The following is a 25652-nucleotide window of genomic DNA, read 5'->3' as shown; positions in this document are numbered from 1 at the left end:
TGCCTCACCGGCCGGGAAGGCTTCTGACAGCAGCGAGCCCCGCACCGGGCGCTGTTCCGGGCGGGGCATCAGCAACAACCCGACTGGATCGTTGGGATGTTGACGACCATGCTACGGGCGGCCACTGACAACGCGGGTCGGCAGACGAAAGCGATCAGTGGTGCGCGCGGGCCACCAACGGCGGGGCGCCGAACGCGATACCGGACTCGCCGATCGCCACGGCCGGAAACCTGGTCGGCAGGCCGGCCTCGACCGGCTCGGCGAGGCGCGACCACCAGCGCGCGGGCCGGCGGCGACGGCCCTGCCAGGTGCCACGCCGCGCCACGGTGGGCGCGGCGCACGCGCCTGTGAACGACGTCCTGGTCGTCGGCGAGAACGGCACCGGCGCACCGTCGCTCACCACGCCCCCGTCCTCACCCGTCCCACGGACCGGTTCCGGCCCGTTGACCAGTCGGTTCACCGGCGGAGCCGGGGCGCGAGGACCGTGCGCACGACCCTGGCCGCCTTGCTCGCGGCGGATCCGTCCTCTTCTGCGGGTTCCGGTTCCAGCACACGCTGGATCTGCAGCAGCACCTGGTGGGTCGACCGCCAGAGCGGGACGAACATGCCGGCCACCGGGCCGACGCCTTGGATCGGGCCGTCGGACAGCTCGGTGACCTTCTTGGCGAGCGTGACCGTTGCCGGGTCCCGCAGGATCAGGTGCACCTCGTCGTCGACCAGCCGGATTTCCATCCTCCGCGCAGCGGCCTCCTCCGGGTTCGCGTCCGTGGTCGTCTCCGGATCCAGTTCGTCGATCTTGGCGGCGACCGCGTCCGGGTCGACCCCGAGTTCGCGCAGCACCCTGGCCGCCATGCTGTTCTCCGCCCTCAGCATCGCCTCAAGCAGGTGATGGCTGCCGACCGGTGCGCCACCGGCCAGCGCGCTGGCGGCGGACACGGTGTCCTGGGTGGCAGGTGTGCCGGCCGGCCATGGGCCGGCCACGACGTCCTGCGATCCCTCCACTGACGCCAACACCGCGGCACGGATCTTGCTGACCGGATCGATCCGCTCGGCAAGCACCTTCGCGCCGAGGCCCTCGCCTTCCCCGGTGACCAGGGCAAGCAGGATGTGTTCCGTACCGATGTAGGTGTGGTGCAGCTGCTGCGCCTCTCGCAGGGCGAGGTCCAGCGTCTTCTTCGCGCTCGGCGCGAACGGGATATGGCCGCTCAGCTGCTCTGTGCCGGGCTTGGCGACCGCCGCGACATCGACCAGCGCCGTCTCCTTGTCGTACCCGAGCTGGTGCAGAACTTTCGCCGCCGTGCTGTCCGGCGCGTCGAGCAACCCCAACAGGATGTGCTCCGTGCCGATGTGGTTGTGCTTGAGCAGCCTCGCCTCCTCCTGAGCCGTGACGACCACCTTGCGGGCTTCCACCGTGAACCGTTCAAATGGCATGACTCCATGGTCTCAACCATGTCAATACACTGGTATTGATAGGGTCACTCTGCTGAAGGGAGGGTGCGATGGAGACACCGTCGGACTGGGAGGACCGGCTCGCGCGCTGGCAGAACGAGCTGGAGCTGTTCGAGCAGCTGGACGAGACACCCTGGGTCACGCTGGCCAAGGCGGAAGCCGAGACCGGCGTTTCCCGCTCGGCCCTGCGGTCCTGGTATCGCAATGGCGAGATACAGTCCCGGCTGGTGGACGGCCCCAACGGGCCACAGCGCCTGGTCCAGCTGGACGCGGTGATCGAGCGCGCAGCCGCGTCACCGCGCATTCAGCGCAGGGCGGAACGGGAAGTCAGCCTGGAGGCCCAGGTCACCCTGCTACGGCACCGGGTCGACCAGCTCGAGCTGCGGCTGGCCGCGCTGGAACGGAAGTGACCGCGCGCGAGCAGCGCCGCGCCATCGGCCCGGACCGGTGACACCGTCACCGGATCCGCCCGCGCACCCACGGCCAGGGTCCAAGGCCACCCAGAGCCCACAGCCACAGGTCACCGAAGATCAACATGCCGTGTGGGGCAAGAAACCACATCAGCCTACGAGCGCCCACGCCGTCCGGCACGCGCCGCGCGGGGCGCTCTGAGCCCGCGCTCCGGATGCGTATCCGGGCGGGCCGAGCGAGCCTGAAACCATGTCCGGAGAGCTGCACGTGATCGTGTACCCACCATCGCCGACCGACGGCAGCCGACAGGTGCGCGTCAACGGAGAACTGCTCACCGCACACTCACTGCGCGACCTGGCCGCCTTCCTCCGCTACGCCGGGCTGGAAGGGATCGACGAAGTCGATGTAGCCAACTCAAACGTGATCGAGTGGCACGGCGGTGGGCCCGAAGCGTGGTCTCCGCCGACGTGACGAGCGGCAGGCCCAGCCCGAGGCCGACGCCTTCGACAAGCCTTGAGGTTTCCGTCGCAAGCCCTGGCCGTGCGGGCCGACGGTCACCTCGACGGGGCGCCAGTGGCTACCTGACGCCCCGTACGTCTGCAGGTCAGGGCCTACCCCTTGGTGGAGCCCAGGGTCAGGCCCGCGACGAAGTGCCGTTGCAGGAGCAGGAAGACCAGGATCGTGGGGAGGGCGACCAGGACCGAGCCCGCGGCCAGCAGGTTGTAGTCGGTGAAGAACTGGCCGCGGAGGTTGTTGAGGGATGACGTGATCGGGAGCTTGTCGGGGTTGGAGATGAAGATCAGGGCCCAGAGGAAGTCGTTGTAGATCCAGGTGAACTCGAGGGTCCCGAGGGCCGCGAGGGCGGGGCGGCACAGCGGGAGGGTGATGCGCCAGAACTGGGTCCACACGCCCGCGCCGTCGACGATGGCGGCCTCGAGGATCTCCTGCGGCAGCGTCCGCATGAAATTGGCCAGCACGAAGACGCAGAAGCCCATCTGGAACCCGATGTTGACGATGATGACGGCCCAGTAGGAGTCGTACATCGTCAGCGAGTCGGACATCCACCACGGCAGCGGGATCTTGTTGAACAGGACGTACAGCGGGGTGACGATGACCTGCTGGGGCAGCAGGTTGCCCGCGGTGAAGAACATCAACAGGACGAGGCCCCCGCGCAGCTTCAGCCGGGACACGGCGAAGGCGACGAACGAGGCGAGGAAGAGGGTCACGAGGACGGCGGGCACGGCGATGAGCAGGGTGTTGGTGAAGTACTTGCCCATGCCGGATTCGCTGTAGGCGCGGCGGTAGTACTCGAAGGACAGGTGCTTCGGGAAGGAGAAGTAGCCGTTCTGCGCCGTCTCCTCGTACGGACGCAGCGAGGCGTAGACGGCGAGCAGGAGCGGCGCGAGGAAGGCGAGCGAGACACCCATCAGGAAGATGTGGACGCCGAAGCGGCCGGGGCGCGGCCGGCGGCGGGGAACGGGCGTCGGCTCCGGAGCGGGTGCCGGGCGCACGGGGGCGCCGGTGCGGATGTCGGCGGTCATCGTTCGCGCGCACCTCGCAGCTCTTGGACCAGGAACGTCACGATGAACCCCAGGGAGACGGTGAGCAGGACGACCGCGATGGCGGAGCCGAATCCGATGCGGCTGGCTTCCCCGATGATGTTGTCGGTGATCAGGACGGAGAGCAGTTCCAGGCCGTTGCGGCCCTTGTTGACCGCGTAGACGATGTCGAACGCGCGCAGCGCCTCGATGACGGTGATGACACCGACGATCACGTTGACGGGGCGCAGGGTCGGGAAGACGACGCGGAAGAAGGTCTGGCGGGCGTTGGCGCCGTCGATCGCGGCGGCTTCCTTCAGCTGCGGGTCGACGGACTTGAGTCCGGCGAGGTAGAGGATCATGACGTAACCCGTGTGCCGCCAGCTCGCCGCGATCATCATCATCCAGATGTTGAGGTGCGCGTCGCCGAGCCAGTCGATCGGGTTCTCGTGGTTGTTGAGGATCGTGTTGACCACGCCCTGGTCGGTGCCGAGGATCAGCTGGGCGATGAAGCCGACGATGGCGAGCGAGAGTACGACCGGCAGGTAGATCACGGACTGGTAGAAGCGGCTGAAGCGCACTCCGCGGTCGATGAGCACCGCGAGGAACAGTCCGAACGGGGTGGCGATCAGGCCGAGGAAGAGCAGCCACAGGACGTTGTGGCGGACGGCGGGCCAGAACGCCGGGTAGTTCTCGAACACGTTCTTGTAGTTGTCGCCGCCCACCCAGTGGATGTCGCCGATGCCGTCCCAGGAGGTGAAGGAGAGCCCGATGGAGGCGAGGGTCGGGCCCCAGACGATGACGATGTCGAGCAGGACGGGTATGCCGAGGAGCACGCCGAGGACGACGGTGTCGCGGCGGGTGAACCGCCGCAGCCGCCGTCGTCCGGCGCGCCGTGGGATGTTGAGCGCCACGGAACGTCTTCCCCCAGTGATCAGCCGACGGGCGACGAGAAGATGGTCTTCTTCTGTCGTTCGATGCTGTTGCAGAGACCGTCGACGTCCTTCGGGTTGCCGATGAAGTCCTGGATCGCCTTGATCATCACGGTCGAGGCGAAGTCCGGACGGGTGTCGCGGTCCATGAACTGCGAGATCTGCTTGGCGCCCGAGACGAGCTGGGCCGACTTCTTCTGCAGGGCGCTGTACTTGGTGGTGTCGGCCCCGTCGTTGACGGCCACGTTGTTGGGGTCGAGGGCGAGGTAGGTGTTCTCGGCGGTGGGGGTCCCCAGCCATTTCAGGAGGGCCTTGGCGCCGTCGAGGTTCTTCGACTTCTTGGCGACCAGGAAGCCGTCGATGGGTGCTTCCACGGCGTCCTGCGCGTACTGCGGATCGATCTCGGGGAACGCGAAGAAGTCGATGTCGTCGCGTTCGTTCTCGGGGAACTGGGTGCCCGGATGGGGCATTCCGAAGACCGCCATCCCCGTCTTGCGCTGCTGCAGGCTCTGTCCGGCCTCCTCCCAGGTCCGGCCGAGGGCGCCCTTCTGGTAGTAGGGCATGACCTCGCGCCAGGTGTCGAAGACGTTCTTCACCTTGGTGTCGGTCCATGCCTCCGTGCCGGCCATCAGGGACTTGTGGAAGTCGTAGCCGTTCAGGCGCATGTTGATGTAGTCGAAGGTGCCCATCGCGGGCCAGCCGTCCTTGTCACAGAAGGCGACCGGCGTCCCGTCCTTCGACATCCGCTTGGCCAGCGCGATGAAGTCGTCCCAGGTCTTGGGCTGTTGGTAGCCCTTGGACTGGAAGAGGCTCTTGCGGTGGAAAACGGCCCACGGATAGTAGTAGTACGGCACGAAGTACTGCTTGCCGGAGTGGGTGGACTGCTCCTTCAGCGCGTCGGAGAAGCCGGTGAAGCCGCTCCACACGTCGCTGATCTCGTGCAGGAGCCCCTTCTCCGCGAAGTACTGCATGCGATACCCCGCGAACCACATGAAGACGTCGTCGGGTGTGCCCTGGAGATAGCGGTTGATGTTCTCCTGGAAGTCGTTGTGGTCCTTGGTGTTGACCTTGACCTTCTTGCCGGACTTCTTCTCGTACGCCGAGAAGGCCGCCCCGTACGCCTTCTTGGGGACCGGGTCCGAGGCGTTGGACCCCACGGTGACTTCGTTCTTGTTTCCGCCGGGTCCGTCGCCGCAGGCGGACAGCAGGGCGGGGAGCGTGAGCGCGCCGGCGCCGACAGCCGCACCCCGCAAGAGATTTCGCCGGGACATCCGATGACCTGAGGTGCCTTCGGGCACGACAATCCCCTTCAACGATGACTGTGCCATGTCCCCTCCTCGGGGTGCCACCCAACACAACCGAACGCGAGGCTTGGATCTCACTCCCATGTCGGAGTGTCGTCAAGGGTTCAGACGAGATATCGAACAACCGTTACCACTTCTCTTCCAACAGAGTTGGACAGGTCCTACCGTAAGCGCGCACCCTTGTCGCGGACATGCAGTCATCCTATCTTTCGCGAGTTCGGAGGAACGTAACGATGCGTCACCTTCCCACCCGCACAACCCGCCGAAGAGTGGTCGGAGCACTCGCGACGGCCCTGTTGTGTACGACCGGCCTGACCGCCCCGGAGGCCCTGGCCGCCCCCGCCCCCACCGAAGCCCCCGCCCTGGCCGACGGCCTCGCGCTCACCCCTCCGATGGGTTTCAACAACTGGAACTCCACACACTGCCGGGCCGAGTTCAACGAGACCATGGTCAAGGGGATCGCGGACCTCTTCGTGGAGAAGGGGCTCAAGGACGCCGGGTACCAGTACGTCAATCTGGACGACTGCTGGGCCCTGCCGTCCCGGGACGCCGACGGCAAACTGGTCCCCGACCCGGCGCGCTTCCCGAACGGGATCAAGGCGGTCGCCGACTACGTGCACGCCAAGGGGCTCAAGCTCGGCATCTACACCAGCGCGGGCACGAAGACGTGCAGCAGCGTCGGGTTCCCGGGCGCCCTCGGCCACGAGTACAGCGACGCCCAGCAGTTCGCGGACTGGGGCGTCGACTACCTCAAGTACGACAACTGCAACAACCAGGGCGTGGACGCCAAGCTGCGCTACACGACCATGCGGGACGCGCTGAAGGCGACCGGGCGGCCCATCGTCTACAGCCTCTGCGAATGGGGCCAGAACAAGCCCTGGGAGTGGGCCTCGGACGTCGGACATCTGTGGCGCACGACCGGTGACATCAGCGACAACTGGGGCTCGATGCTGTCGATCCTCAAGCAGAACCTGCCCCTCGCCCCGCACGCGGGTCCCGGCCACTGGAACGACCCGGACATGCTGGAGGTCGGCAACGGTGGCATGACCGACACCGAGTACCGCTCGCACTTCTCGATGTGGTCGGTCATGGCGGCTCCGCTGCTCATCGGCTCGGATCTGCGCAAGGCCTCGCCCGCCACCTTCGACATCCTCGACAACAAGGAAGTCATCGCGGTCGACCAGGACCCGCTGGGCAAGCAGGGCACCGTGCTCTCGTCCGAGGGCGGACGCTGGGTCGTCGCCAAGGAGATGAAGGACGGCAGCCGGACGGTGGCGCTGTTCAACGAGACCGGCAGCGCCCAGCACATCGCCACGACCACGGCGGCCGTGGGGCTGCCAGCCGCCCACGGCTACACCCTGCGCGACCTGTGGCAGCACCGGAGCTACAACAGCGCCGGCGCCATCTCCGCGACCGTCCCCGCGCACGGCACGGTGCTCGTCCGCGTCTCGGTCGACCGCCACTGGGCCAAGAACCCGCCCGCCGTCGAACTCGGCCTGGACGGAAGCCCGTTGGTGGAGGCGGCCAAGCCGGTCTCCCTGACGTCGGCGGTGACCGACCTGGGCCGTACGGCCGCGCGGCGCGTCTCGGTGGCGCTGAACGGTCCGGCGGGCTGGAAGGTCGCGGCCGGCTCACCGACCACGGCGGGCACGGTACGCACGGGACACTCCCTGCGTACGAAGTGGCGGGTCACCGCGCCCGAGGGCACGGCCGCGGGATCGTACGACCTGACGCTCAGGGCCACGTACCGCTCGCCGACCGGCATACGCGCCGAGAGCGTGCTCCCGCTCACGGTGTCGGTCGTCGTGGCTCCCCCTTCGGGCGTCTCCTACCTCGGCGACCTGCCATGGCTGTCGACGACCAATGGATTCGGCCCGGTTGAGCGCAACACCAGCAACGGGGAGAGCGCCGCGGGCGACGGTCATCCGATCACTCTCGGCGGAGTCGTCTACGCCAAGGGACTCGGTGCGCACGCCCCGAGCACCATCGAGTACTACACCGGCAAGCGGTGCCAAACCGTCACCGCGGATGTCGGCGTCGACGACGAGAAGGGCGCCAAGGGCACCGTCGCGTTCGAGATCTGGGCGGATGGCACGAAGGTCGCCTCGACCGGGGTCCTCACCAACGCCATGCCGGCCCAGCCGGTCTCGGCCGACGTGACCGGCGCCCAGGTGGTTCGCCTCGTCGTCACCGACGGCGGCGACGGCGTCGACTCGGACCACGCGGACTGGGCGGACGCCCGACTGACCTGCTGACCAGTGCGCCGAGCCGGGGGGCTCCTCCGGCTCGGCAGCGGACGGAAACCCGGCCGATCGGCCCCTTGTCGGCCGTCGAGCCGCCTCACGCCGGCACCCCGCCCCGGACACTCCGCCGACTACCGAAGTGCTCGGCACGACCGGGGCCGAGCCGACCGCGCCGGATGACTTGCCCCAAGCGGGCTCCCCGCAGGGCGCGTCAGCCCCGGACCACAAGCCCGGTCACGGCTCGCCGCGACCACACTCCCCTCGCCTCCGGCGGCTCACCCACACCCCCGGTCGGCACACCCGGCCCGGACGAGCGAACCGCGTTCGCGCACCCGCTCGGCCGACCGGTCTCAGGCCATCGACCCCCGACCCAGCAGGCCAAACCCAGACCCCGGCGGAGCACCCACACCTCCGACGGATCACCCGTACCCCTGGCGGCTCACCCACACCCCCGGTCGGCACACCCAGCCCGCACACACAAACCGCGGCACACACCCGCCCAGCCAACCCGGCTCAGGCCATCGGCCCCCGACCCGGCGGGCCACCACAGACCCCGGTCGATCAGCCGTGGCCCGGCGCGGCGATCAGCCCGCGACCCGCTCCGCGGACGTGCTCGGCTGCCTGCTGAGCGCGGCCGCCGCCGCGCCGACAAGACCGGCGTCCGTGCCCATCAGTGCCGGCGCCACGGTCAGCCGCTGCACGAACGACAGGGTGGCGTAGTCGGCCAGCGCCTTGCGGAGCGGCTCGAAGAGCACGTCCCCGGCCTTGCCCACTCCCCCGCCGATGACGGCGATGTCGATCTCGACGAGGGTCGCGGTCGCCGCGATGCCCGCCGCCAGCGCCTTCGCCGCGCGTGCGAACGAGGCCACCGCCACCGGGTTGCCCTCGCGCGCGGCGGCGGCCACCGCGGCGGCCGAGGTGTCACCGTCGGGCCCCGGCCGCCAGCCGCCCTCCAGCGCCCGCCGCGCGATGTTCGGACCGCTCGCGATGCGCTCCACGCAGCCGCGCGAACCGCACGGGCAGGGGTCACCGTCGAGGTCTACGCTGATGTGCCCGATGTGGCCCGCGTTGCCCGTGGGACCGGGGTGGAGCTGACCGTTCAGGACCAGCCCGCCCCCGACACCCGTCGAGACCACCATGCACAGGGCGTTGTCATGGCCGCGCGCAGCACCCTGCCAGTGCTCGGCGGCCGTGATGGCCACCCCGTCGCCGATCAGCTCGACCGGCAGGTCCCCGGTCGCCGCACGGACCCGCTCGACGAGCGGGTAGTCGCGCCAGCCCGCCACGTTCACCGGACTCACCGTGCCCGCGGAGGCGTCCACCGGCCCCGCGCTGCCGATGCCGACGGTCCCCGCCCGGCTCCACAGCGGTGACCCGGTCAGCTCGCCGAGCACCTCCTCGACGGCCCCCATCACGGTGTCGCCGTCCTCCTGCGCGGGCGTCGCGCGCTGCGCGCGCAGAAGAATGCGGCCGCGGCCGTCCACCAGCGCTCCGGCGATCTTGGTGCCGCCGATGTCGAGCGCGGCCACGAGGTCGGTGTGCATCAGTGTCAGTTCTCCCGGTGAACCTGGTGAAAGGGGCAGACCGGTCTCGCGATGGGGGGCGCAGGCCGGAGAATGCGGTGGACAGTGTCTCCCGCATCTGACAACGTTGTCCAGGCTCTATGCTCGACGCCACATCCTCATACAACCCCATGGACCGACGCACCCCCGTGGACAACAGGACCCGTGGCCGACAGGGACCGCCGCGTGGACGACGGGAACCGTGGACGACAGGACAGGACAGCGCATCGTGGCAGAGACCGCCCGCCGATCCGAGAACCGCTACGGCAACCGTCCGACCATGAAGGACGTGGCGGCACGAGCCGGGGTGGGCCTCAAGACGGTCTCGCGGGTCGTCAACGGTGAGCCCGGAGTCACTCCGGACACCGAGCGCCGCGTCCAGGAGGCCATCGACGCGCTGGGCTTCCGCCGCAACGACAGCGCCCGGGTGCTGCGCAAGGGCCGCACCGCGAGCATCGGCCTCGTCCTGGAGGACCTCGCCGACCCCTTCTACGGCCCCCTCAGCCGCGCGGTCGAGGAGGTGGCCCGCGCCCACGGCGCGCTGCTCATCAACGGCTCCAGCGCCGAGGACCCCGACCGCGAACAGGAGCTGGTTCTCGCCCTGTGCGCACGCCGGGTGGACGGGCTGGTGATCATCCCGGCCGGTGACGACCACCGCTATCTGGAGCCCGAGATCAAGGCGGGCGTCGCCACGGTGTTCGTGGACCGCCCGGCGGGACAGATCGACGCCGACGTGGTGCTGTCCGACAGCTTCGGCGGCGCCCGCGACGGCGTCGCCCATCTGATCGCCCACGGCCACCGCCGGATCGGCTTCATCGGCGACATGCCGCGTATCCACACCGCCGCCGAACGGCTGCGCGGCTACCGGGCGGCCATGGAGGAGGCGGGCATACCCGTCGAGGACGACTGGATGTCCCTGGGCGTCACCGACCCGCAGCGGGTGCGGAAGGCGGCCGAGGACATGCTGTCCGGCCCCTCCCCCGTCACCGCGGTCTTCGCCGGCAACAACCGCGTCACCGTCACGGTCGTCCGTGTCATCGCCGAGCGCGGCCGGCCCGTCGCCCTCGTCGGCTTCGACGACATCGAGCTCGCCGACCTCCTCGAGCCCGGCGTCACCGTCGTCGCCCAGGACGCCGCCGCCCTCGGCCGCACCGCCGCCGAACGCCTCTTCCGTCAGCTGGACGGCACCCTCATCACTCCGGAACGCATCGAACTCCCGACCCGTCTGATCACCCGCGGCTCGGGCGAACTGCCGCCCGCGGACTGAGCCGTGGCCGCGCCGGACCCGCGCACTCTCGAAGCGCTCGGCCTCGCCGAGGCGCCCCGCGAGCACCCGCTGAGCTACCCGGGCGCCCGGCCCGAGGAGTCCGCACTCCTCGACGGGGACCGGCTGTTGCCGCTCACGCGCAGGGTGTACGAGGACCGCGTCCCGGTCCTCGCGGTCGGCTCCAACGCCTGCCCGGCCCAACTCCGGCACAAGATGGCGCAGTCCGGGGTGTCGGGCACGATCCCGATGGTGAGGACGCGGGTCTTCGGCCTCGGGGTCGGCGTCTCGGCCCATGTGAGTCTGATGGGGTACGTCTCCGCGTCGCCCTTCCACGCGCCGGGCGCCGTCGGCGAGTTGTTCCTCACGTGGCTGGACGCGGCGCAGCTCGCGGTGGTGGACGCGAGTGAGGGCGTTCCGGTGGCTGAGGGGGCGTACGGCCGGGCGTGGCTGTCCGCCTCCGACGTACGGATCGAGCTGGACTCTGGTGAACTCCTGCCGGGTGCCCATGTGTACGTCAACCGCCGCGGAGTGCTCCACAACGGCTCCGGATCACCTCGCGCGCACCCCGGCGAGCGCCCGCTGCTCGCCTCGCTGCTCGCCGGGTCGGAGCGGCTGCGGGAGCTGTTCGGGCAGACGCCGGAGGAGTTCTGCGCGCGGGCTCGCGGCGACGCCGCGCTCTGTGCGCGGGGCACGCAGTTGTTCGCCGCAGAGGGGCTCACCATGGCTTCGGGGCTTGAGAGATACGCGTAGCGGGTCCGTCGTCACGGTGCGGGCCACATGCGGCTGGTCGCGCCCACGCGGCGGAGCCACACGGTGTCACAGCCTCGCGCCCCTGAAAGCAGGGAGTTTCACTTCCCCGAGATGGTCAGATCGCCCCGCCTCGGCACGGCAAAGCCCTCCAGGTCGGCCCTCGTCAGACCCGTCACCCGCGCCACCTCCGCGATGTCGAGGGCACCGCAGTCCAGGCCGCGCAGGAGGTAGCCGCTGAGGGCCTTGGCGGTGGCGGGCTCGTCCATGACGTCGCCGTCGGTGTGGTTGGCGTACCGGGAGAGGCGGGCGGCCGCCTGTTCGAACCCCTCGCGGTAGAAGGCGAAGACGGCGGCGTAACGGGTCGGGATGTGGCCGGGGTGCATGTCCCAGCCCTGGTAGTAGGCGCGGGCCAGGGCGCGGCGGGTGAGGCCGTAGTGGAGGCGCCAGGCGTCGTGGACCTTCTCGGTGGGGCCGATCGGCAGCACGTTGGTGGAGCCGTCCGAGACGCGAACGCCGGTGCCGGCGGCCGCGACCTGCATGATCGCCTTGGCGTGGTCGGCGGCCGGATGATCGCTGGCCTGATAGGCGGCGCTGACGCCGAGGCAGGCGCTGTAGTCGAAGGTGCCGTAGTGCAGTCCGGTGGCGCGGCCCTCGGCGGCCTGGATCATCCGGGCGACGGTCGCGGTGCCGTCGGTCGCGAGGATGGACTGGCTCGTCTCGATCTGGATCTCGAAACCGATGCGGCCGGGCTCCAGGCCGCGCGCCTTCTCGAACTCCTCCAGGAGCCGGACCATCGCGGTGACCTGCTCGGCGTACGTCACTTTGGGCAGCGTCAGCACGAGCCCCGCGGGCAGGCCTCCCGACTCCATCAGGCCCGTCAGGAAGATGTCGAGCGTGCGGATGCCCCGGTCTCGTACCGGCGCCTCCATGCACTTCATGCGGATGCCCATGTACGGGGCAGCCGTGCCGTTCTCGTACGCCTCGGCGATCAGACGGGCCGCGCGGGCCGCCGCCTCGTCCTCCTCGGCGTCCGGGCGCGGGCCGTAGCCGTCCTCGAAGTCGACCCGCAGGTCCTCGATGGGCTCGCGCTCCAGCTTGGCGCGTACGCGGTCGTACACGGGTTCGGCGAGGTCGTCGGTGAGGCCGAGGACGGCGGCGAAGGACGCCGCGTCGGGGGCGTGCTCGTCGAGGGCGGCGAGGGCCCGGTCGCCCCAGGAGCGGATGGTGTCGGCGGCGAACACATCGCCGGGGACGTACACGGTGTGGACGGGCTGCCGGGTGCCGGGGTCTCCGGGGTAGCGCCGCGCCAGTTCGGCGTCGACCGGGGCGAGGGAGGCGCTGATCTCCCCGCTGACGGCGCCCGCGAGGCTCGTCGCCACGTTCTCCTGCTGGCCCTGACCCATCCCACACCCTCCAGTTTTCCGCTCCACGGAATCAATAATCCGTAGAGCGAAGTTATCCATGGCCCTTCCCGATGGTCAACACCTGTCCACGGCATGGTCCGTCATGTGCACTCCTGTCCCACGCCTTCTTTCGCGGCGCGGGGCACACCCCTCATGCTGGCCCCGAGGGGAGGGGATCACACATGTCGAACACCCGCAGAGTGACACGACGCATGGGTCTGCGGACGGTGGTGGCCGCCGCGGTCGTCGTACCCCTGCTCACCACGGCGTCCGCCTCGGCCAGCCGGCGCGGCGGCCACCGCCTGGAGGTCATGACGTTCAACCTGCGCTTCGCGAGCACCGCCGAGCCCAACAGCTGGGCCGTGCGCCGCCCGGTGATGCGCGAGCTGTTGCGCCGGGAGGCGCCCCACGTCATCGGCACCCAGGAGGGCATCTACCAGCAACTGCGTGACATCGAATCCGACCTCGGACCGCACTACGACTGGATCGGCACGGGCCGCGTGGGCGGCAGCCACGACGAGGCGGTGGCGATCTTCTTCGACACCCGTCGGCTGGCACCGGTCGAGCACGACAGCTTCTGGCTCTCCGACACCCCCGAGCTGATCGGCTCGAACACCTGGGGCGCCGCCTTCCCGCGCATCGTCACCTGGGTCCGCTTCCGCGACCTGCGGGACGCACGGGAGTTCTATGTGCTCAACACCCATCTGGACCACGCGAGTCAGTACGCACGCATGCGTGCCGCGAGTCTGATCTCCGAACGCATCGCGCGCTTCGACCGCGCTCTGCCGCTCGTCGTGACCGGCGACTTCAATGCCGTCGCCCACCAGAACCCGGTGTACGAAGCGATGCTGGGCGCCGGGCTCGTCGACACCTGGGACGCGGCGGCCGAGCGCGGCACGCTCTACGGGACCTTCCACGGCTACCAGCCGTTGACACCGGACGGGGACCGTATCGACTGGATCCTGGTGGGACCCGGGGTGACCGTGCAGCGGGCGGCCGTCAACACCTTCTCGGTGGACGGCCAGTTCCCGAGCGACCATCTGCCCGTGCAGGTCTGGCTGAGCCTGGCATGAGCGAGGCCCCCGTGACCGCGTCGGCGGTCATGGGGGCCTCGTACGGCCGGAGCCGGACTCGATCAGCCCTTGCGGGTCTTGATCTCCTCGGTGAGCTGCGGGACGACGTCGAAGAGGTCGCCGACCACGCCGTAGTCGACCAGGTCGAAGATCGGGGCCTCGGCGTCCTTGTTGATCGCCACGATCGTCTTCGACGTCTGCATACCGGCGCGGTGCTGGATCGCGCCGGAGATACCGGAGGCGATGTACAGCTGCGGCGACACACTCTTGCCGGTCTGGCCGACCTGGTTGGTGTGCGGGTACCAGCCGGCGTCCACCGCGGCACGCGAGGCACCCACGGCCGCGCCGAGGGAGTCGGCGAGCGCCTCGATGATCGAGAAGTTCTCGGCGCCGTTGACACCACGGCCGCCGGAGACCACGATCGCGGCCTCGGTCAGCTCGGGGCGGCCGGTCGACTCGCGCGGGGTGCGCGCGGTGACCTTGGTGCCGGTGGCCTTCTCGGAGAAGGACACCGTCAGGGCCTCGACGGCGCCCGCGGCCGGGGCGGCCTCCACGGCGGCCGAGTTCGGCTTGACCGTGATGACCGGCGTGCCCTTGGCGACACGGGACTTGGTGGTGAAGGAGGCGGCGAACGCGGACTGCGTGGCCACCGGGCCCTCGTCACCGGCCTCCAGGTCGGTCGCGTCCGTGATGATGCCGGAGCCGATGCGGACCGCGAGGCGCGCCGCGATCTCCTTGCCCTCGGCGGAGGACGGCACCAGCACCACGGCCAGGGAGCCCCCGGCGGACACCACCTCGTACGCGGCCTGGAGCGCGTCCACCTTCGGGACGACCAGGTAGTCGGCGTACTCGGCGGCGTCGTGCGTGAGGACCTTGACCGCGCCGTGCTCGGCGAGCGCGGGGGCGGTGGCCTCGGCGCCGGAGCCGAGGGCGACGGCGACGGGCTCACCGATGCGGCGGGCCAGCGTCAGCAGCTCCAGGGTGGGCTTGCGGACGGCACCGTCCACGTGGTCGACGTAGACGAGAACTTCAGCCATGGGACTTCTTCTCTCCTGCTTACGAAAGATGAGGGGCGGTCAGCGAGTGGAGGCTCAGCGAGCCTCGAACGGGCCTTTAGATGAACTTCTGGCCCGCGAGGAACTCGGCGAGCTGCTTGCCGCCCTCGCCCTCGTCCTTGACGATCGTGCCGGCCGTGCGCGCCGGGCGCTCGGTCGCGGAGTCGACCTTGGTCCAGGCACCCTCGAGACCGACCTCGTCCGCCTCGATCTCCAGGTCCTCCAGGTCCCAGGACTCCACCGGCTTCTTCTTGGCGGCCATGATGCCCTTGAAGGAGGGGTAGCGCGCCTCACCCGACTGGTCGGTCACCGACACGACGGCCGGGAGGGAGGCCTCCAGCTGCTCGGACGCGCTGTCACCGTCACGGCGGCCCTTGACGACGCCGTCCTCTACAGAGACCTCGGAGAGCAGGGTGACCTGCGGGACGCCCAGGCGCTCCGCCAGCAGGGCGGGGACGATACCGGCGGTGCCGTCGGTCGACGCCATGCCGGAGATGACCAGGTCGTAGCCGGCCTTCTCGATCGCCTTGGCGAGCACCAGCGACGTACCGATCGCGTCGGTGCCGTGCAGGTCGTCGTCCTCGACGTGGATGGCCTTGTCCGCGCCCATGGAAAGCGCCTTGCGCAGCGCGTCCTTGGCGTCCTCGGGGCCGACGGTCAGCACGGTGATCTCGGCGTCGTCCGCTTCGTCGGCGATCTGCAGCGCCTGCTCCACCGCGTACTCGTCGAGCTCCGAGAGCAGACCGTCCACGTCGTCACGGTCCACGGTCAGGTCATCGGCGAAGTGCCGGTCGCCAGTGGCGTCGGGCACGTACTTCACAGTGACAACGATCCTCAAGCTCACGCCGGCTCTCCTACTGCATCGTCATTTCTGGGCTGCCTTCTTTCAGGCAGCATAGGCGCCTGAAGCGGCCGATCCCGGTCGGGGCGGCCCGCGCTCCGAACGAAATATTACTCGCCAGTACACCCAGTTCCTGCCCACTAAGCAAGCGCTTTGAACTGTGACCTTGGCAACGCTGCGTAACCGGCGAGTAGGACCCGCCAGTAGGACCGGCGAGTAGCTTCAGTCGCGCAGGCCGTTGAAACGCCCCTGGTGGTACAGCAGCGGGCGGCCCACGCCCGACGGATCACCGAGGACGACCTCCGCCAGCACGATGCGATGATCCCCGGCCGGCACCCGCGCCGCGACCCGGCAGACGAGCCAGGCCAGTACGCCGTCGAGGACGGGAACACCTTCCGGGCCCTTGCGCCAACGGGTGGGCGCGCCGAAGCGGTCGGCGCCGCTGCGGGCGAAGGTGGCGGCGAGTTCCTGCTGGTGCTCGCCGAGTACGTGGATGCCGACGTGGTCGGACTCGGAGATCGCGGGCCAGCTCGAAGCGCCGACACCGATACCGAAGGAGACGATCGGGGGCTCGGCGGAGACGGAGCTGAGCGAGGTGGCGGTGAAGCCCACGGGACCCGAGCCGCCCTGCGCCGTGATCACGGCAACACCGGCCGCATGCTGCCGGAAGACGGAGCGCAGGAGGTCGGGGGAGGCGAGTTGCGCATCGGGAGAGGCGAGCCGAAAAGTGTCCAGGTCGGGCGTGGCCGTCATGGAGTCGTCCTTCTGCGAGTGGTGAAGAGCAGATCCGTCGGTGCTCAACAGGCCGGACAGCGCGCACTCGCGGTGCGGGCCAGGTCCACGTGGACGCGCTCGAAGAGAAGGAGTTCCGGGGGCATACGGTCAGGTTGACGATAGGTGGTGCGTGCAGTCAAGTACGTCCGGTCATCTGCGAGATGCCTCACCATGATCGCCACGCGTCAGACGGCCTCTCCCAGCGCCGCGATCACATCCGCCTTGCGCGGCTGTCCGATGGCGCGCCGCACGATCCGTCCGTCGGCGTCGAGGACGAGCACGGTCGGGGTCTTGAGGATCTCGAGTTCGCGGACGAGTTCGAGGCGGTCCTCGGCGTCGATCTCCACGTGATGCACGCCCGGGACCATTCCGGCCACCTCGGCGAGCACCCGCCGGGTGGCCCGGCACGGAGCGCAGAAAGCACTGGAGAACTGGACGAGCGTGGCCCGTTCACCGAGTCCCTCCCCCAACTCCGCCGCGCCGAGCCGCTTTCCACCGTCACGCCCGCGCACTCTCACCCTCCCGTTCCGCCGCCGATGCAGCACTCCGAACGCGCTTGCCACCGCGAGCACCATCACGCACACCACAAGTCCGGTCATCTCCAGCACAAGCATTCACGAGACCGCAAAGATTCCCGGGTCCCCTGACCGCCCTTCATACGGAATGCTTGATTCATGGACATTGACGCAAGAGGGCCGCGGTTCGGTGCGGCCGTGACGACCGTCGTACTGGCGGCCGTTCTGATCACCGGCAGCACCTGGCTGTTGGCCTGGCAGGTACTGGCGTTCGCGCTGGGCGCCTCGGGCGGCGTGGCGCGCTCTCCCTACGGCTGGCTGTTCCGGAAGGCCGTTCGCCCCCGACTCGGGCCGCCCGCAGAGTTCGAGTCGCCGCAGCCGCCGCAGTTCGCGCAGGCCGTCGGGCTCGTGTTCGCCGTGGTGGGGCTGATCGGTTTCACGGCGGGGCCCAACTGGCTGGGGTTCGCCGCGACCGGCTGCGCGCTGGCGGCCGCGTTCCTCAACGCGGCGTTCGGGTACTGCCTCGGCTGCGAGACGTACCTGCTCGTACGTCGGGTGACGGTACGCGCCCAGTGACGGTGAGTGAGAACTCCGAGGTCGATCAGGGGACACGTGACGAGGATCTCGCCGCATCGCGGCACTGGGACTGGCCACTCGTCCGTTCTTGGGGCACGATCTGCGCAATGCCGTAAACCTACGGCTGCGTAACTTTCCCGCCGGGAGACCCCTTCCCGAGCAGAGAGAAAGGGTCCACCCCGTCCATGGCAGAGCTTGTCTACCGTCCTGTCGTCGGTCTCGCCCAAGTGTTGTTCAAGGCCTGGGACCTCAAGATCGACTGCAAGGGATCGGAGAACATTCCGCGCTCGGGCGGCGCCGTGCTGGTCAGCAACCACATCAGCTATCTGGACTTCATCTTCGACGGTCTGGCAGCCCTGCCGCAGAAGCGCCTGGTGCGTTTCATGGCGAAGGAGTCGGTCTTCCGGCACAAGATCTCCGGTCCGCTGATGCGGGGCATGAAGCACATCCCGGTGGACCGCAAGCAGGGCGAGACGGCGTATCAGCACGCGCTGGATTCACTGCGGTCCGGCGAGATCGTCGGCGTCTTCCCCGAAGCGACCATCTCCCAGTCCTTCACCCTGAAGAGCTTCAAGTCGGGTGCCGCGCGCATGGCCCAGGAGGCCGGCGTGCCGCTGATCCCGATGGCCCTGTGGGGCACCCAGCGGCTGTGGACCAAGGGCCACCCGCGCAACTTCAAGCGCAGCCACACCCCGATCACCATCCGGGTCGGCGAGCCGGTGGAGGCGCCGCAGGACCAGTACGCGGGCGCCATCACCCGGCGGCTGCGCGAGCGTGCCCAGGAACTCCTGGAGGCCGCGCAGCGCTCCTATCCGGTCCGCCCCAAGGGCCCGGACGACACCTGGTGGATGCCCGCGCACCTCGGCGGCACGGCGCCGACCCCCGAAGAGGTGAAGGCGGCCGAGGCCCGCTGAATCGTCACGCCGGGGTGTGGACGGTGATCCGCGCCCCGGGGCTGAAGTCCTCCAGGAGTGCGGCGAGTTCGGCCCCGTCGCACCGCACCGTCCCGCCCGCGTCCGGGTGACGGTCGGCCGGTCTCAGAGCGCGCTGGGCAGCGTCTTCCAGAGGTACGGCCGGTCGGGGGCGGCCTTGAGGGCGCTCAGCACGACCGGGTGAGGTTCGGCGTACAGGACCGGATGGTCGAGCTCATCGAACTCGGGGTCGGGCGTGAAGGCCAGCCGCTCGCCGTCCAGGGAGAACTGGGCGTCCACACCGGGCTTGTTGCCGCGGGGGTCCTGCCGGTGCCAGGCGCCGTTGAACCGCACGGCGACGAGCCCGTGCACCTCGTCGAACTTCTGGTAGCAGAACGCCGTCGGGATGTCCTCGGCCCGCAGCAGCGCGGCCAGGGCGTGGGCCTTCGCGTAGCAGATGCCGGTACGTCGCTCCAGCACGTCGGAGGCACGCCAGGTGACCCGAAGATCGCCGGAGTCCTGCGAGTGCGGGATGGTGTCGCGCACGAATTCGAAGGCCGCCCGCGCATAGGCATACGAGTCGACGGCCTCCTTGGCCAGCCGGGCGGCCGTCTCCCGTACGAGCGGATGGTCATGGTCGATGACCTCGTCGGCGGCCAAGTAGGCGGACAGGTCGGCGGTTTCCTGGATCAGCTCCATGCCCGGAGAGCATAGGAATGCGATCACCCGAGAGTCAATGACTTTTCAGATGACCGCATACCTATGCAGATGCCCCGCTCGGGCTACGCGTGAGCCATCTCCTCCTTGAGCGCCGCCACGAACCCGTCGACGTCGTCCTCGGTCGTGTCGAAGGAGCACATCCAGCGGACGTCGCCCGCCGCCTCGTCCCAGAAGTAGAAGCGGTAGCGCTTCTGGAGCCGCTCACTCACGTCGTGCGGGAGACGCGCGAAGACGGCGTTGGCCTGGACCGGGTGGAGGATCTCCACGCCGTGCACCGCGCGCACACCCTCGGCCAGCCGCTGGGCCATCTGGTTGGAGTGGCGGGCGTTGCGCAGCCACAGGTCCTTGGCGAGCAACGCCTCCAACTGCACGGAGACGAAGCGCATCTTGGAGGCGAGCTGCATGGACAGCTTGCGCAGGTGCTTCATGTGACTGACCGCGTCCTGGTTGAGGACGACGACGGCCTCGCCGTACAGCGCGCCGTTCTTCGTCCCGCCGAGGCTCAGGAGGTCGACGCCGACCGCGTTGGTGAACGTCCGCATGGGGACGTCCAGGGAGGCGGCCGCGTTGGCTATCCGGGACCCGTCCAGGTGCACCTTCATGCCGTGCGCGTGGGCGTGGTCGCAGATCGCTCGGATCTCGTCGGGCGTGTAGAGGGTGCCCAGTTCGGTGCTCTGGGTGATCGAGACGACCTGCGGCATCGCGCGGTGCTCGTCGTCCCAGCCGTAGGCCTGACGGTCGATCAGCTCCGGGGTGAGCTTGCCGTCGGGCGTGGGCACGGTGAGCAGCTTGAGGCCGCCCATGCGCTCGGGGGCGCCGCCCTCGTCGACGTTGATGTGCGCGCTCTCCGCGCAGATCACCGCGCCCCAGCGGTCGGTGACCGCCTGGAGCGCGACCACGTTCGCGCCGGTCCCGTTGAAGACCGGGAATGCCTCGGCGGTGGCGCCGAAGTGGCTGCGGATGATCTGCTGGAGGTTCGCCGTGTAGTCGTCCTCGCCGTACGCGACCTGGTGCCCGCCGTTGGCCAGGGCCACGGCGGCGAGCACCTCGGGGTGGGCCCCCGCGTAGTTGTCGCTGGCGAAGCCGCGGACGGCCGGGTCGTGGTGACGCCGGGCGTCGGTCTTCGGAGGGTTCACGGCTTCTCGGTCAGCCACAGACGGTTTCCGTTCACTTCACCGGCGGGCCGCGACCAGACGCCGGCGATGGCCTCGGCCAGATCCTCGACGTCCGTGAAGCCCGCGAACTTCGCGTTGGGGCGCTCGGCGCGCATCGCGTCGTGCACCAGTGCCTTGACCACCAGGATGGCAGCCGCGGAAGTCGCGCCCTGCTCGCCCCCCGCCTTGCGGAAGTAGTCGGCCATGGCCAGCGTCCACGCCTCGGCGGCGGCCTTGGCGGCGGAGTAGGCGGCGTTGCCCGCGGTGGGCTTGCTCGCGCCCGCGGCGCTGATCAGGAGGTAGCGGCCACGGTCGCTGCGCTGCAAGGCCTCGTGGAACGCGAGGGACGTGTTCTGCACCGTGCGGATGAGCAGCAGCTCCAGGAAGTCCCAGTCGTCGAGGCTCGTCCTGGTGAAGGTCTCGCTGCCCCGCCAGCCGCCGACCAGGTGGACCAGGCCGTCGACGTGGCCGAAGTCCTTCTCGACGCGGACGGCCCAGTCGCGGGTCGACTCGAGATCGAGCAGGTCGACGGTGTCGCCCACGACGGTGGCGCCGCCGTGCCCGTAGCGGGCCGCGTCCACGGCCTCCGCGAGCCGCTCGGGATCGTTGTCCGATCCGATGACGGTCGCGCCCGCGTCGGCGAGCCGGGCCAGCGTCGCGCGCCCGGCGGGTCCACCCGCTCCGGCGACCGCGATCACCGCGCCGCTGAGAGGTCCGTTGCCGTTTCCGTGTGACATCGCCTTCGCCTCCTGAACATCCCCGGTACGAGCGCTCACGCGGCGGCCCGCTCGGCGCTCGTCGCGGTGATGCCCTTGGTGGAGGCGATCACGTTCTTCAGTTTCTTGGAGAGCGCCTCATAGAACATGCTCAGCGGAAACTCGTCCGGAAGCACGTCGTCGACGAGCTTACGGGGCGGCTGGGTCAGATCAAGGGCGTCCGGGCCCTTGGCCCAGCGGGAGCCGGGGTGCGGCGCGAGATAGGTGGAGACGAGCTCGTACGCCTTGAACCAGTGGACGAGCTTGGGACGGTCGATGCCGGCCCGGTAGAGCTCCACGATCTCCGCGCACAGCTGGTTGGTGATCTGCGGGGCACGCTGCCAGTCGATCTGCAGCGTGTTGTCGGTCCAGCGCACGACGTCGTGCTGGTGCAGATAGGCGAAGAGGAGCTGGCCGCCGAGACCGTCGTAGTTGCGGACGCGGTCGCCGGTGACCGGGAAGCGGAACATCCGGTCGAAGAGCACCGCGTACTGCACGTCACGGCCGTGCTGGTGGCCCTCGGCCTCCAGCTTCACGGCCTCCTTGAAGGCGGTGAGGTCGCAGCGCAGCTCTTCGAGGCCGTACATCCAGAACGGCTGCCGCTGCTTGATCATGAAGGGGTCGAACGGCAGGTCGCCGTGGCTGTGGGTGCGGTCGTGGACCATGTCCCACAGCACGAAGGCCTGCTCGCAGCGCTCCTGGTCCTGCACCATCGCGGCGATGTCCTCGGGCAGCTGAAGGCCCAGGACGTCCACGGCGGCGTCGGTGACGGCGCGGAAGCGGGCAGCCTCGCGGTCGCAGAAGATGCCACCCCAGGAGAAACGTTCCGGCGCCTCGCGCACGGCGATCGTCTCCGGGAAGAGGACGGCCGAGTTGGTGTCGTAGCCCGCCGTGAAGTCCTCGAAGGTGATGCCGCAGAACAGCGGGTTGTCGTAGCGGGTGCGCTCCAGCTCCGCCAGCCACTCCGGCCAGACCATGCGCAGCACGACCGCCTCGAAGTTGCGGTCCGGGTTGCCGTTCTGCGTGTACATCGGGAAGACGACCAGGTGCTGAAGGCCGTCCTCACGGTGCGCGGCGGGCTGGAAGGCCAGCAGGGAGTCCAGGAAGTCGGGCACCTGGAAGCCACCGTCGGCCCAGCGGCGCAGATCCTTCACGAGCGCCTCGTGGTACTCGGCGTCGTGCGGCAGCAGCGGGGCGAGCTGCTCGATGGCGTCTACGGCACGGCGTACGACCAGATCCACATCGGCCGCGTCCGGGGCGCCCTCGGCCTCGAAGTCGATCGACCCGTCCTTGGACTGCCAGGGCCGGATCTCCTCCACGGCATCCTTGAGCACAGGCCAAGCCGGGTGCTCCACCACCCTGCCCACGGGAGGAACCCGCTCCTCCACACCCACTGGCACAAGAATTTCCGTCATCTCTCACCCTCCACGGGAGAACCTCGCGTATGCACACCGTATGTAAACGAGGTTCCTTCCCGCAAGGGGAGACTCGATAGATTATCCTGCACCACCCCGTCTTCACCGCTCTTTTTCCTGCCGGATACCGTGGAGGCGACTACTTCCCCTATACGGCGCCGGGCACACGGGCATCCGCGGGGAGGGCCGGCACGTGGCAGGAGCAACGACTCCGGGGCGCTCGGGGTCAACCGCCGAAAGACTCGCCCACGCCCGGGTGACGCGCGCCGGCGGCAACGGCCCGCTCTCCCCTTGCGCCAGACACGCCCTGCCTGGCGTACGAGCGGGTACATCGCGCGGCGGGACGATTAGGCTGCGGCCTTGCCGCGTGGGTGCCGCCGAGACCACGCGCGAGCCGAGCCGCCGTCGACGGAAGCGAGTCGAATCTTGAACTTCCTCACCATCGGTCATCGCGGAGTGATGGGTGTCGAGCCCGAGAACACCCTCCGTTCCTTCATCGCCGCCCAGCACGCGGGCCTCGACCTGATCGAACTCGATCTGCATCTGAGCAAGGACGGCGCGCTGGTCGTCATGCACGACGCGGACGTGGACCGTACGACCGACGGCTCGGGGCCGATCGCCGAGATGACCCTCGCCGAGCTGCGCGCCCTGGACGCCGGGCACGGTGAGCGCGTGCCCGTCTTCGAAGAGGTCCTGGACGCCGTCAGGGCGCCGCTGCAGGCCGAGATCAAGGACACGGCGGCGGCGCGGGCGCTCGCCGAGGTGATGCACCGGCGCGATCTGGTGGGGCGGGTCGAGGTGTCGTCGTTCCACGACGAGGCGATCGCCGAGATCACGCGGCTCGTGCCGGGCGTCCGCACGGCGCTCATCGCGAGCCGCTACGGCGTCGACGTCGTGGACCGCGCCGTGGAGGCCGGCGCCGCCACCGTCTGCCTCAACGTCCGCCGGCTGACCCTGGAGGTCGTCGAGCACGCCCGCAAGGCGGATCTGCGGATCATCGGCTGGGTGGTGAACACCCAGGACCACCTGCGGCTGGTGCGGGCCCTGGAGCTGGACGGCGCGACCACCGACTACCCCCAGATCAAACGCACCGGCCGCTTCACGGCCTGAGGATCACTCCGCCGGCTGTGCCAGGGGCTTGACCAGCAGCTCGAACTGCAGGTCGTCGCGCTGCGGAATGCCGAAGCGCTCGTCGCCGTACGGGAAGGGGGTCATCTTTCCCGTACGGCGGTAGCCGCGTCGCTCGTACCAGGCGATGAGGTCCTCGCGCGCGGAGATCACGGTCATGTGCATCTCCGTGACCTCCCAGGTCTCGTGGGCGTGCCGCTCCGCCTCGGCGATGATCACCTTGCCCAGGCCGCCGCCCTGGAGTGCGGGGCTGACCGCGAACATGCCGAAGTAGGCGTGGTCGCCGCGGTGTTCGAGCTGGCAGCAGGCGACGACGGCGCCGTCCCGCTCCACTGTCAGGAGGCGGCTGCCCGGCGCCTTGATGACGGCGAGCACGCCCTCCGGGTCGGTCCGCTGACCTTCGAGGATGTCCGCCTCCGTGGTCCAGCCGGTCCGGCTGGAGTCCCCGCGGTAGGCCGACTCGATCAGCACGACGAGGGCGTCCACATCGGCGTCGGTGGCATCACGGAAGGTCAGTCCGGTGGCGGCGGCGGTGTCCATGGAACGGTTCTCCGAATTCTCTGGCGTGGCTCGGGCACCACTGAGCGTAACGCCCTCGCCCTTGAGGCCCTAGGCTCCGGGTGCATGGTGCATGTACTGAGCAGTCGGATCCTTCTGCGGCCCACCGACCCGGAACGCTCCCGCTCCTTCTACGGCGAGCGGCTGGGGCTCGCCGTCCACCGGGAGTTCGGGACGGGGCCCGAACGCGGCACGGTCTACTTCCTCGGCGGCGGCTTCCTGGAGGTCTCGGGCCGCTCCCAGACCCCGCCCTCGCCCGCGCTCAGGCTGTGGCTCCAGGTGGCCGACGCCGAGGCGGCGTACGAGGAACTGTCGGCGGCCGGGGTCGACATCGTGCGCCCGCCGGTGAAGGAGCCGTGGGGGCTGATCGAGATGTGGATCGCGGATCCTGACGGTGTCGAGATCGTGCTCGTGGAGATCCCGGCGGAGCATCCGTTGCGCTACCGCCCCGGAATCTGATCGCACGACGCCCTGCGCCGGATGGCCACGGCCCGGGCACGGGCATAGCGTGCTGGAGAGGCCTTCTGGCGGAAGGGCGGAGGAACGTCATGAAGCTCGACAAGCCGGTGCCCGGCGGTCCGTGCTGGACCGAGCTAGGGACCAGCGATCTGGAGGCGGCCAAGCGCTTCTACGCCGATCTGTTCGGCTGGCGCCCGGAGACCGACCCGCGCCAGGAGGCGGGCGGCTACACGGTCGCGCACCTCGGCGACGCACCGGTCGCCGCGATCTCTCCGCTGTACCAGGAGTCGCAGCCGGTCGCCTGGAACGTGTCGTTCGCCGTGGCCGACGCGGACACCGCCGTGGACGCGGTGCAGGCCGCGGGCGGCACGGTCGTCCTCGGCCCGATGGACGTGTTCGACGTCGGGCGTTTCGCAGTGGCGTTCGACCCGACCGGAGCGGCCTTCCAGCTCTGGCAGGCGCGGGCCTTCCCGGGCGCGGGGCTGTTCAACGCGCCGGGCGCGCTCGGCTGGGTGGAGCTGCTGACGCGCGCCCCGGACCGGGCCGTCGAGTTCTACACCACGGTCTTCGGGTGGACCGTGAACGCCTCCGAGCACTACACGCAGTGGGGCATCGAGGGAGCCGACTTCGGCGGCATGGTGGCGATGGACGACAACTTCCCGCACGCGGTGCCGCCGCACTGGCTGCCGTACTTCGCCGTCGAGGACGTGGACGCCGCCGCGAACGCCGCCGTCGGGGCGGGCGGCAGCATTCTCATGGAGCCCACGTCCGTGCCGCAGGGCCCCCGGATCGCCGTCCTGCGGGACCCGCAGGGGGCCTACTTCGGGGTTCATGTGGCGGGCGAGGAGGGCTAGCCGGA

The 25652-nt window shown here is 69.6% G+C and carries 27 protein-coding genes; 11 read left to right on the top strand and 16 right to left on the bottom strand.

Annotated elements, in window-relative coordinates; translation table 11 throughout:
- Positions 1-154: 154 nt before the first annotated feature.
- Positions 155-403 carry a hypothetical protein gene (locus ACZ7M2_RS25705; RefSeq protein WP_471597243.1) on the bottom strand — a complete coding sequence of 83 codons (249 nt, stop codon included), beginning with the start codon at positions 401-403 and terminating at the stop codon, positions 155-157.
- Between the two features lie 53 nt (positions 404-456).
- Positions 457-1431: a Clp protease N-terminal domain-containing protein gene (locus ACZ7M2_RS25700; protein ID WP_471597242.1), complete on the bottom strand. Its 975-nt coding sequence runs from the start codon at positions 1429-1431 to the stop codon at positions 457-459.
- 68 nt (positions 1432-1499) lie between these two features.
- On the opposite strand from ACZ7M2_RS25700, the gene ACZ7M2_RS25695 reads away from it, so the two are divergent.
- Together ACZ7M2_RS25695 and ACZ7M2_RS25690 are read left to right on the top strand one after the other, a co-directional pair.
- Positions 1500-1859: a hypothetical protein gene (locus ACZ7M2_RS25695; RefSeq protein WP_252841671.1), complete on the top strand. Its 360-nt coding sequence runs from the start codon at positions 1500-1502 to the stop codon at positions 1857-1859.
- Between the two features lie 250 nt (positions 1860-2109).
- On the top strand, positions 2110-2331 hold the full coding sequence (locus ACZ7M2_RS25690) for a hypothetical protein (RefSeq protein WP_352045534.1): 222 nt from the start codon (positions 2110-2112) through the stop codon (positions 2329-2331).
- A gap of 140 nt (positions 2332-2471) precedes the next feature.
- Here ACZ7M2_RS25690 and ACZ7M2_RS25685 read toward each other — a convergent pair whose 3' ends face one another.
- From ACZ7M2_RS25685 to ACZ7M2_RS25675, 3 genes are read right to left on the bottom strand one after another with little or no spacing between them, the layout of a single operon-like run.
- A complete protein-coding gene (locus ACZ7M2_RS25685; protein ID WP_471597241.1) occupies positions 2472-3401 on the bottom strand; it encodes a carbohydrate ABC transporter permease in 930 nt (309 codons plus the stop codon).
- Entirely contained in the window at positions 3398-4312 is a 915-nt protein-coding gene (locus ACZ7M2_RS25680) for a carbohydrate ABC transporter permease (protein ID WP_079089220.1), read from the bottom strand. The genes ACZ7M2_RS25685 and ACZ7M2_RS25680 overlap by 4 nt, the downstream gene beginning before the upstream one ends.
- 20 nt (positions 4313-4332) lie before the next feature.
- Entirely contained in the window at positions 4333-5601 is a 1269-nt protein-coding gene (locus tag ACZ7M2_RS25675) for an ABC transporter substrate-binding protein (protein WP_352045537.1), read from the bottom strand.
- Between the two features lie 266 nt (positions 5602-5867).
- Here ACZ7M2_RS25675 and ACZ7M2_RS25670 point away from each other — a divergent pair, with 266 nt between their 5' ends.
- On the top strand, positions 5868-7889 hold the full coding sequence (locus ACZ7M2_RS25670; RefSeq protein ID WP_471597240.1) for an NPCBM/NEW2 domain-containing protein: 2022 nt from the start codon (positions 5868-5870) through the stop codon (positions 7887-7889).
- Positions 7890-8461: 572 nt separating this feature from the next.
- Here the strand turns inward: ACZ7M2_RS25670 and ACZ7M2_RS25665 are convergent.
- Positions 8462-9421, bottom strand: coding sequence for an ROK family protein (locus tag ACZ7M2_RS25665; RefSeq protein ID WP_471597239.1), 960 nt, complete (start codon positions 9419-9421; stop codon positions 8462-8464).
- Positions 9422-9641: 220 nt separating this feature from the next.
- Between ACZ7M2_RS25665 and ACZ7M2_RS25660 the strand changes: the two genes are divergently transcribed.
- Both ACZ7M2_RS25660 and ACZ7M2_RS25655 read left to right on the top strand, forming a co-directional pair.
- Complete coding sequence (locus tag ACZ7M2_RS25660; protein ID WP_402039625.1) at positions 9642-10706, top strand: LacI family DNA-binding transcriptional regulator; 1065 nt, start codon at positions 9642-9644, stop codon at positions 10704-10706.
- A 3-nt stretch (positions 10707-10709) separates the two neighbouring features.
- On the top strand, positions 10710-11456 hold the full coding sequence (locus ACZ7M2_RS25655) for a hypothetical protein (RefSeq protein ID WP_471597238.1): 747 nt from the start codon (positions 10710-10712) through the stop codon (positions 11454-11456).
- Positions 11457-11554: 98 nt separating this feature from the next.
- Here ACZ7M2_RS25655 and ACZ7M2_RS25650 read toward each other — a convergent pair whose 3' ends face one another.
- Positions 11555-12859: a DUF6986 family protein gene (locus tag ACZ7M2_RS25650; RefSeq protein ID WP_471597237.1), complete on the bottom strand. Its 1305-nt coding sequence runs from the start codon at positions 12857-12859 to the stop codon at positions 11555-11557.
- Positions 12860-13041: 182 nt separating this feature from the next.
- On the opposite strand from ACZ7M2_RS25650, the gene ACZ7M2_RS25645 reads away from it, so the two are divergent.
- On the top strand, positions 13042-13932 hold the full coding sequence (locus tag ACZ7M2_RS25645; RefSeq protein WP_471597236.1) for an endonuclease/exonuclease/phosphatase family protein: 891 nt from the start codon (positions 13042-13044) through the stop codon (positions 13930-13932).
- A gap of 62 nt (positions 13933-13994) precedes the next feature.
- On the opposite strand, the gene ACZ7M2_RS25640 is transcribed toward ACZ7M2_RS25645, so the two are convergent.
- From ACZ7M2_RS25640 to ACZ7M2_RS25625, 4 genes are all read right to left on the bottom strand, one after another.
- Complete coding sequence (locus tag ACZ7M2_RS25640) at positions 13995-14969, bottom strand: electron transfer flavoprotein subunit alpha/FixB family protein (RefSeq protein WP_471597235.1); 975 nt, start codon at positions 14967-14969, stop codon at positions 13995-13997.
- A gap of 76 nt (positions 14970-15045) precedes the next feature.
- Positions 15046-15831, bottom strand: a complete 786-nt coding sequence (locus tag ACZ7M2_RS25635) for an electron transfer flavoprotein subunit beta/FixA family protein (protein ID WP_054228809.1) — start codon at positions 15829-15831, stop codon at positions 15046-15048.
- 219 nt (positions 15832-16050) lie between these two features.
- Positions 16051-16581, bottom strand: coding sequence for a flavin reductase family protein (locus ACZ7M2_RS25630; RefSeq protein WP_352050897.1), 531 nt, complete (start codon positions 16579-16581; stop codon positions 16051-16053).
- A gap of 206 nt (positions 16582-16787) precedes the next feature.
- Complete coding sequence (locus ACZ7M2_RS25625; protein WP_471597467.1) at positions 16788-17201, bottom strand: TlpA family protein disulfide reductase; 414 nt, start codon at positions 17199-17201, stop codon at positions 16788-16790.
- 75 nt (positions 17202-17276) lie between these two features.
- Here ACZ7M2_RS25625 and ACZ7M2_RS25620 point away from each other — a divergent pair, with 75 nt between their 5' ends.
- Together ACZ7M2_RS25620 and ACZ7M2_RS25615 are read left to right on the top strand one after the other, a co-directional pair.
- Positions 17277-17693, top strand: a complete 417-nt coding sequence (locus ACZ7M2_RS25620; protein WP_471597234.1) for a DUF4395 domain-containing protein — start codon at positions 17277-17279, stop codon at positions 17691-17693.
- Positions 17694-17878: 185 nt separating this feature from the next.
- Positions 17879-18607: a lysophospholipid acyltransferase family protein gene (locus tag ACZ7M2_RS25615; protein WP_352050895.1), complete on the top strand. Its 729-nt coding sequence runs from the start codon at positions 17879-17881 to the stop codon at positions 18605-18607.
- A 123-nt stretch (positions 18608-18730) separates the two neighbouring features.
- On the opposite strand, the gene ACZ7M2_RS25610 is transcribed toward ACZ7M2_RS25615, so the two are convergent.
- From ACZ7M2_RS25610 to ACZ7M2_RS25595, 4 genes are all read right to left on the bottom strand, one after another.
- The gene (locus ACZ7M2_RS25610; protein WP_471597233.1) at positions 18731-19303 is read right to left on the bottom strand and encodes a transglutaminase domain-containing protein; all 573 of its coding nucleotides are present in this window, start codon (positions 19301-19303) and stop codon (positions 18731-18733) included.
- 83 nt (positions 19304-19386) lie between these two features.
- Positions 19387-20460 carry a threonine aldolase family protein gene (locus tag ACZ7M2_RS25605; RefSeq protein ID WP_095856174.1) on the bottom strand — a complete coding sequence of 358 codons (1074 nt, stop codon included), beginning with the start codon at positions 20458-20460 and terminating at the stop codon, positions 19387-19389.
- Positions 20457-21215 carry an SDR family NAD(P)-dependent oxidoreductase gene (locus tag ACZ7M2_RS25600; protein WP_471597232.1) on the bottom strand — a complete coding sequence of 253 codons (759 nt, stop codon included), beginning with the start codon at positions 21213-21215 and terminating at the stop codon, positions 20457-20459. Before ACZ7M2_RS25600 ends, ACZ7M2_RS25605 begins: the two co-directional genes overlap by 4 nt.
- Before the next feature lie 35 nt (positions 21216-21250).
- Positions 21251-22648: a DUF6421 family protein gene (locus ACZ7M2_RS25595; RefSeq protein ID WP_471597231.1), complete on the bottom strand. Its 1398-nt coding sequence runs from the start codon at positions 22646-22648 to the stop codon at positions 21251-21253.
- A 426-nt stretch (positions 22649-23074) separates the two neighbouring features.
- Between ACZ7M2_RS25595 and ACZ7M2_RS25590 the strand changes: the two genes are divergently transcribed.
- A complete protein-coding gene (locus ACZ7M2_RS25590; protein WP_471597230.1) occupies positions 23075-23758 on the top strand; it encodes a glycerophosphodiester phosphodiesterase in 684 nt (227 codons plus the stop codon).
- Positions 23759-23761: 3 nt separating this feature from the next.
- On the opposite strand, the gene ACZ7M2_RS25585 is transcribed toward ACZ7M2_RS25590, so the two are convergent.
- Positions 23762-24316 carry a GNAT family N-acetyltransferase gene (locus tag ACZ7M2_RS25585; RefSeq protein WP_471597229.1) on the bottom strand — a complete coding sequence of 185 codons (555 nt, stop codon included), beginning with the start codon at positions 24314-24316 and terminating at the stop codon, positions 23762-23764.
- An 84-nt stretch (positions 24317-24400) separates the two neighbouring features.
- Here ACZ7M2_RS25585 and ACZ7M2_RS25580 point away from each other — a divergent pair, with 84 nt between their 5' ends.
- Entirely contained in the window at positions 24401-24793 is a 393-nt protein-coding gene (locus ACZ7M2_RS25580) for a VOC family protein (protein ID WP_471597228.1), read from the top strand.
- Positions 24794-24882: 89 nt separating this feature from the next.
- Positions 24883-25647, top strand: coding sequence for a VOC family protein (locus tag ACZ7M2_RS25575; RefSeq protein WP_471597227.1), 765 nt, complete (start codon positions 24883-24885; stop codon positions 25645-25647).
- Positions 25648-25652: the final 5 nt, after the last annotated feature.

It is taken from the genome of Streptomyces sp. NPDC111507, assembly GCF_055638955.1.
Note: the sequence above shows the minus strand (reverse complement) of the source record. Positions and strands in the feature narration are given on the sequence as shown.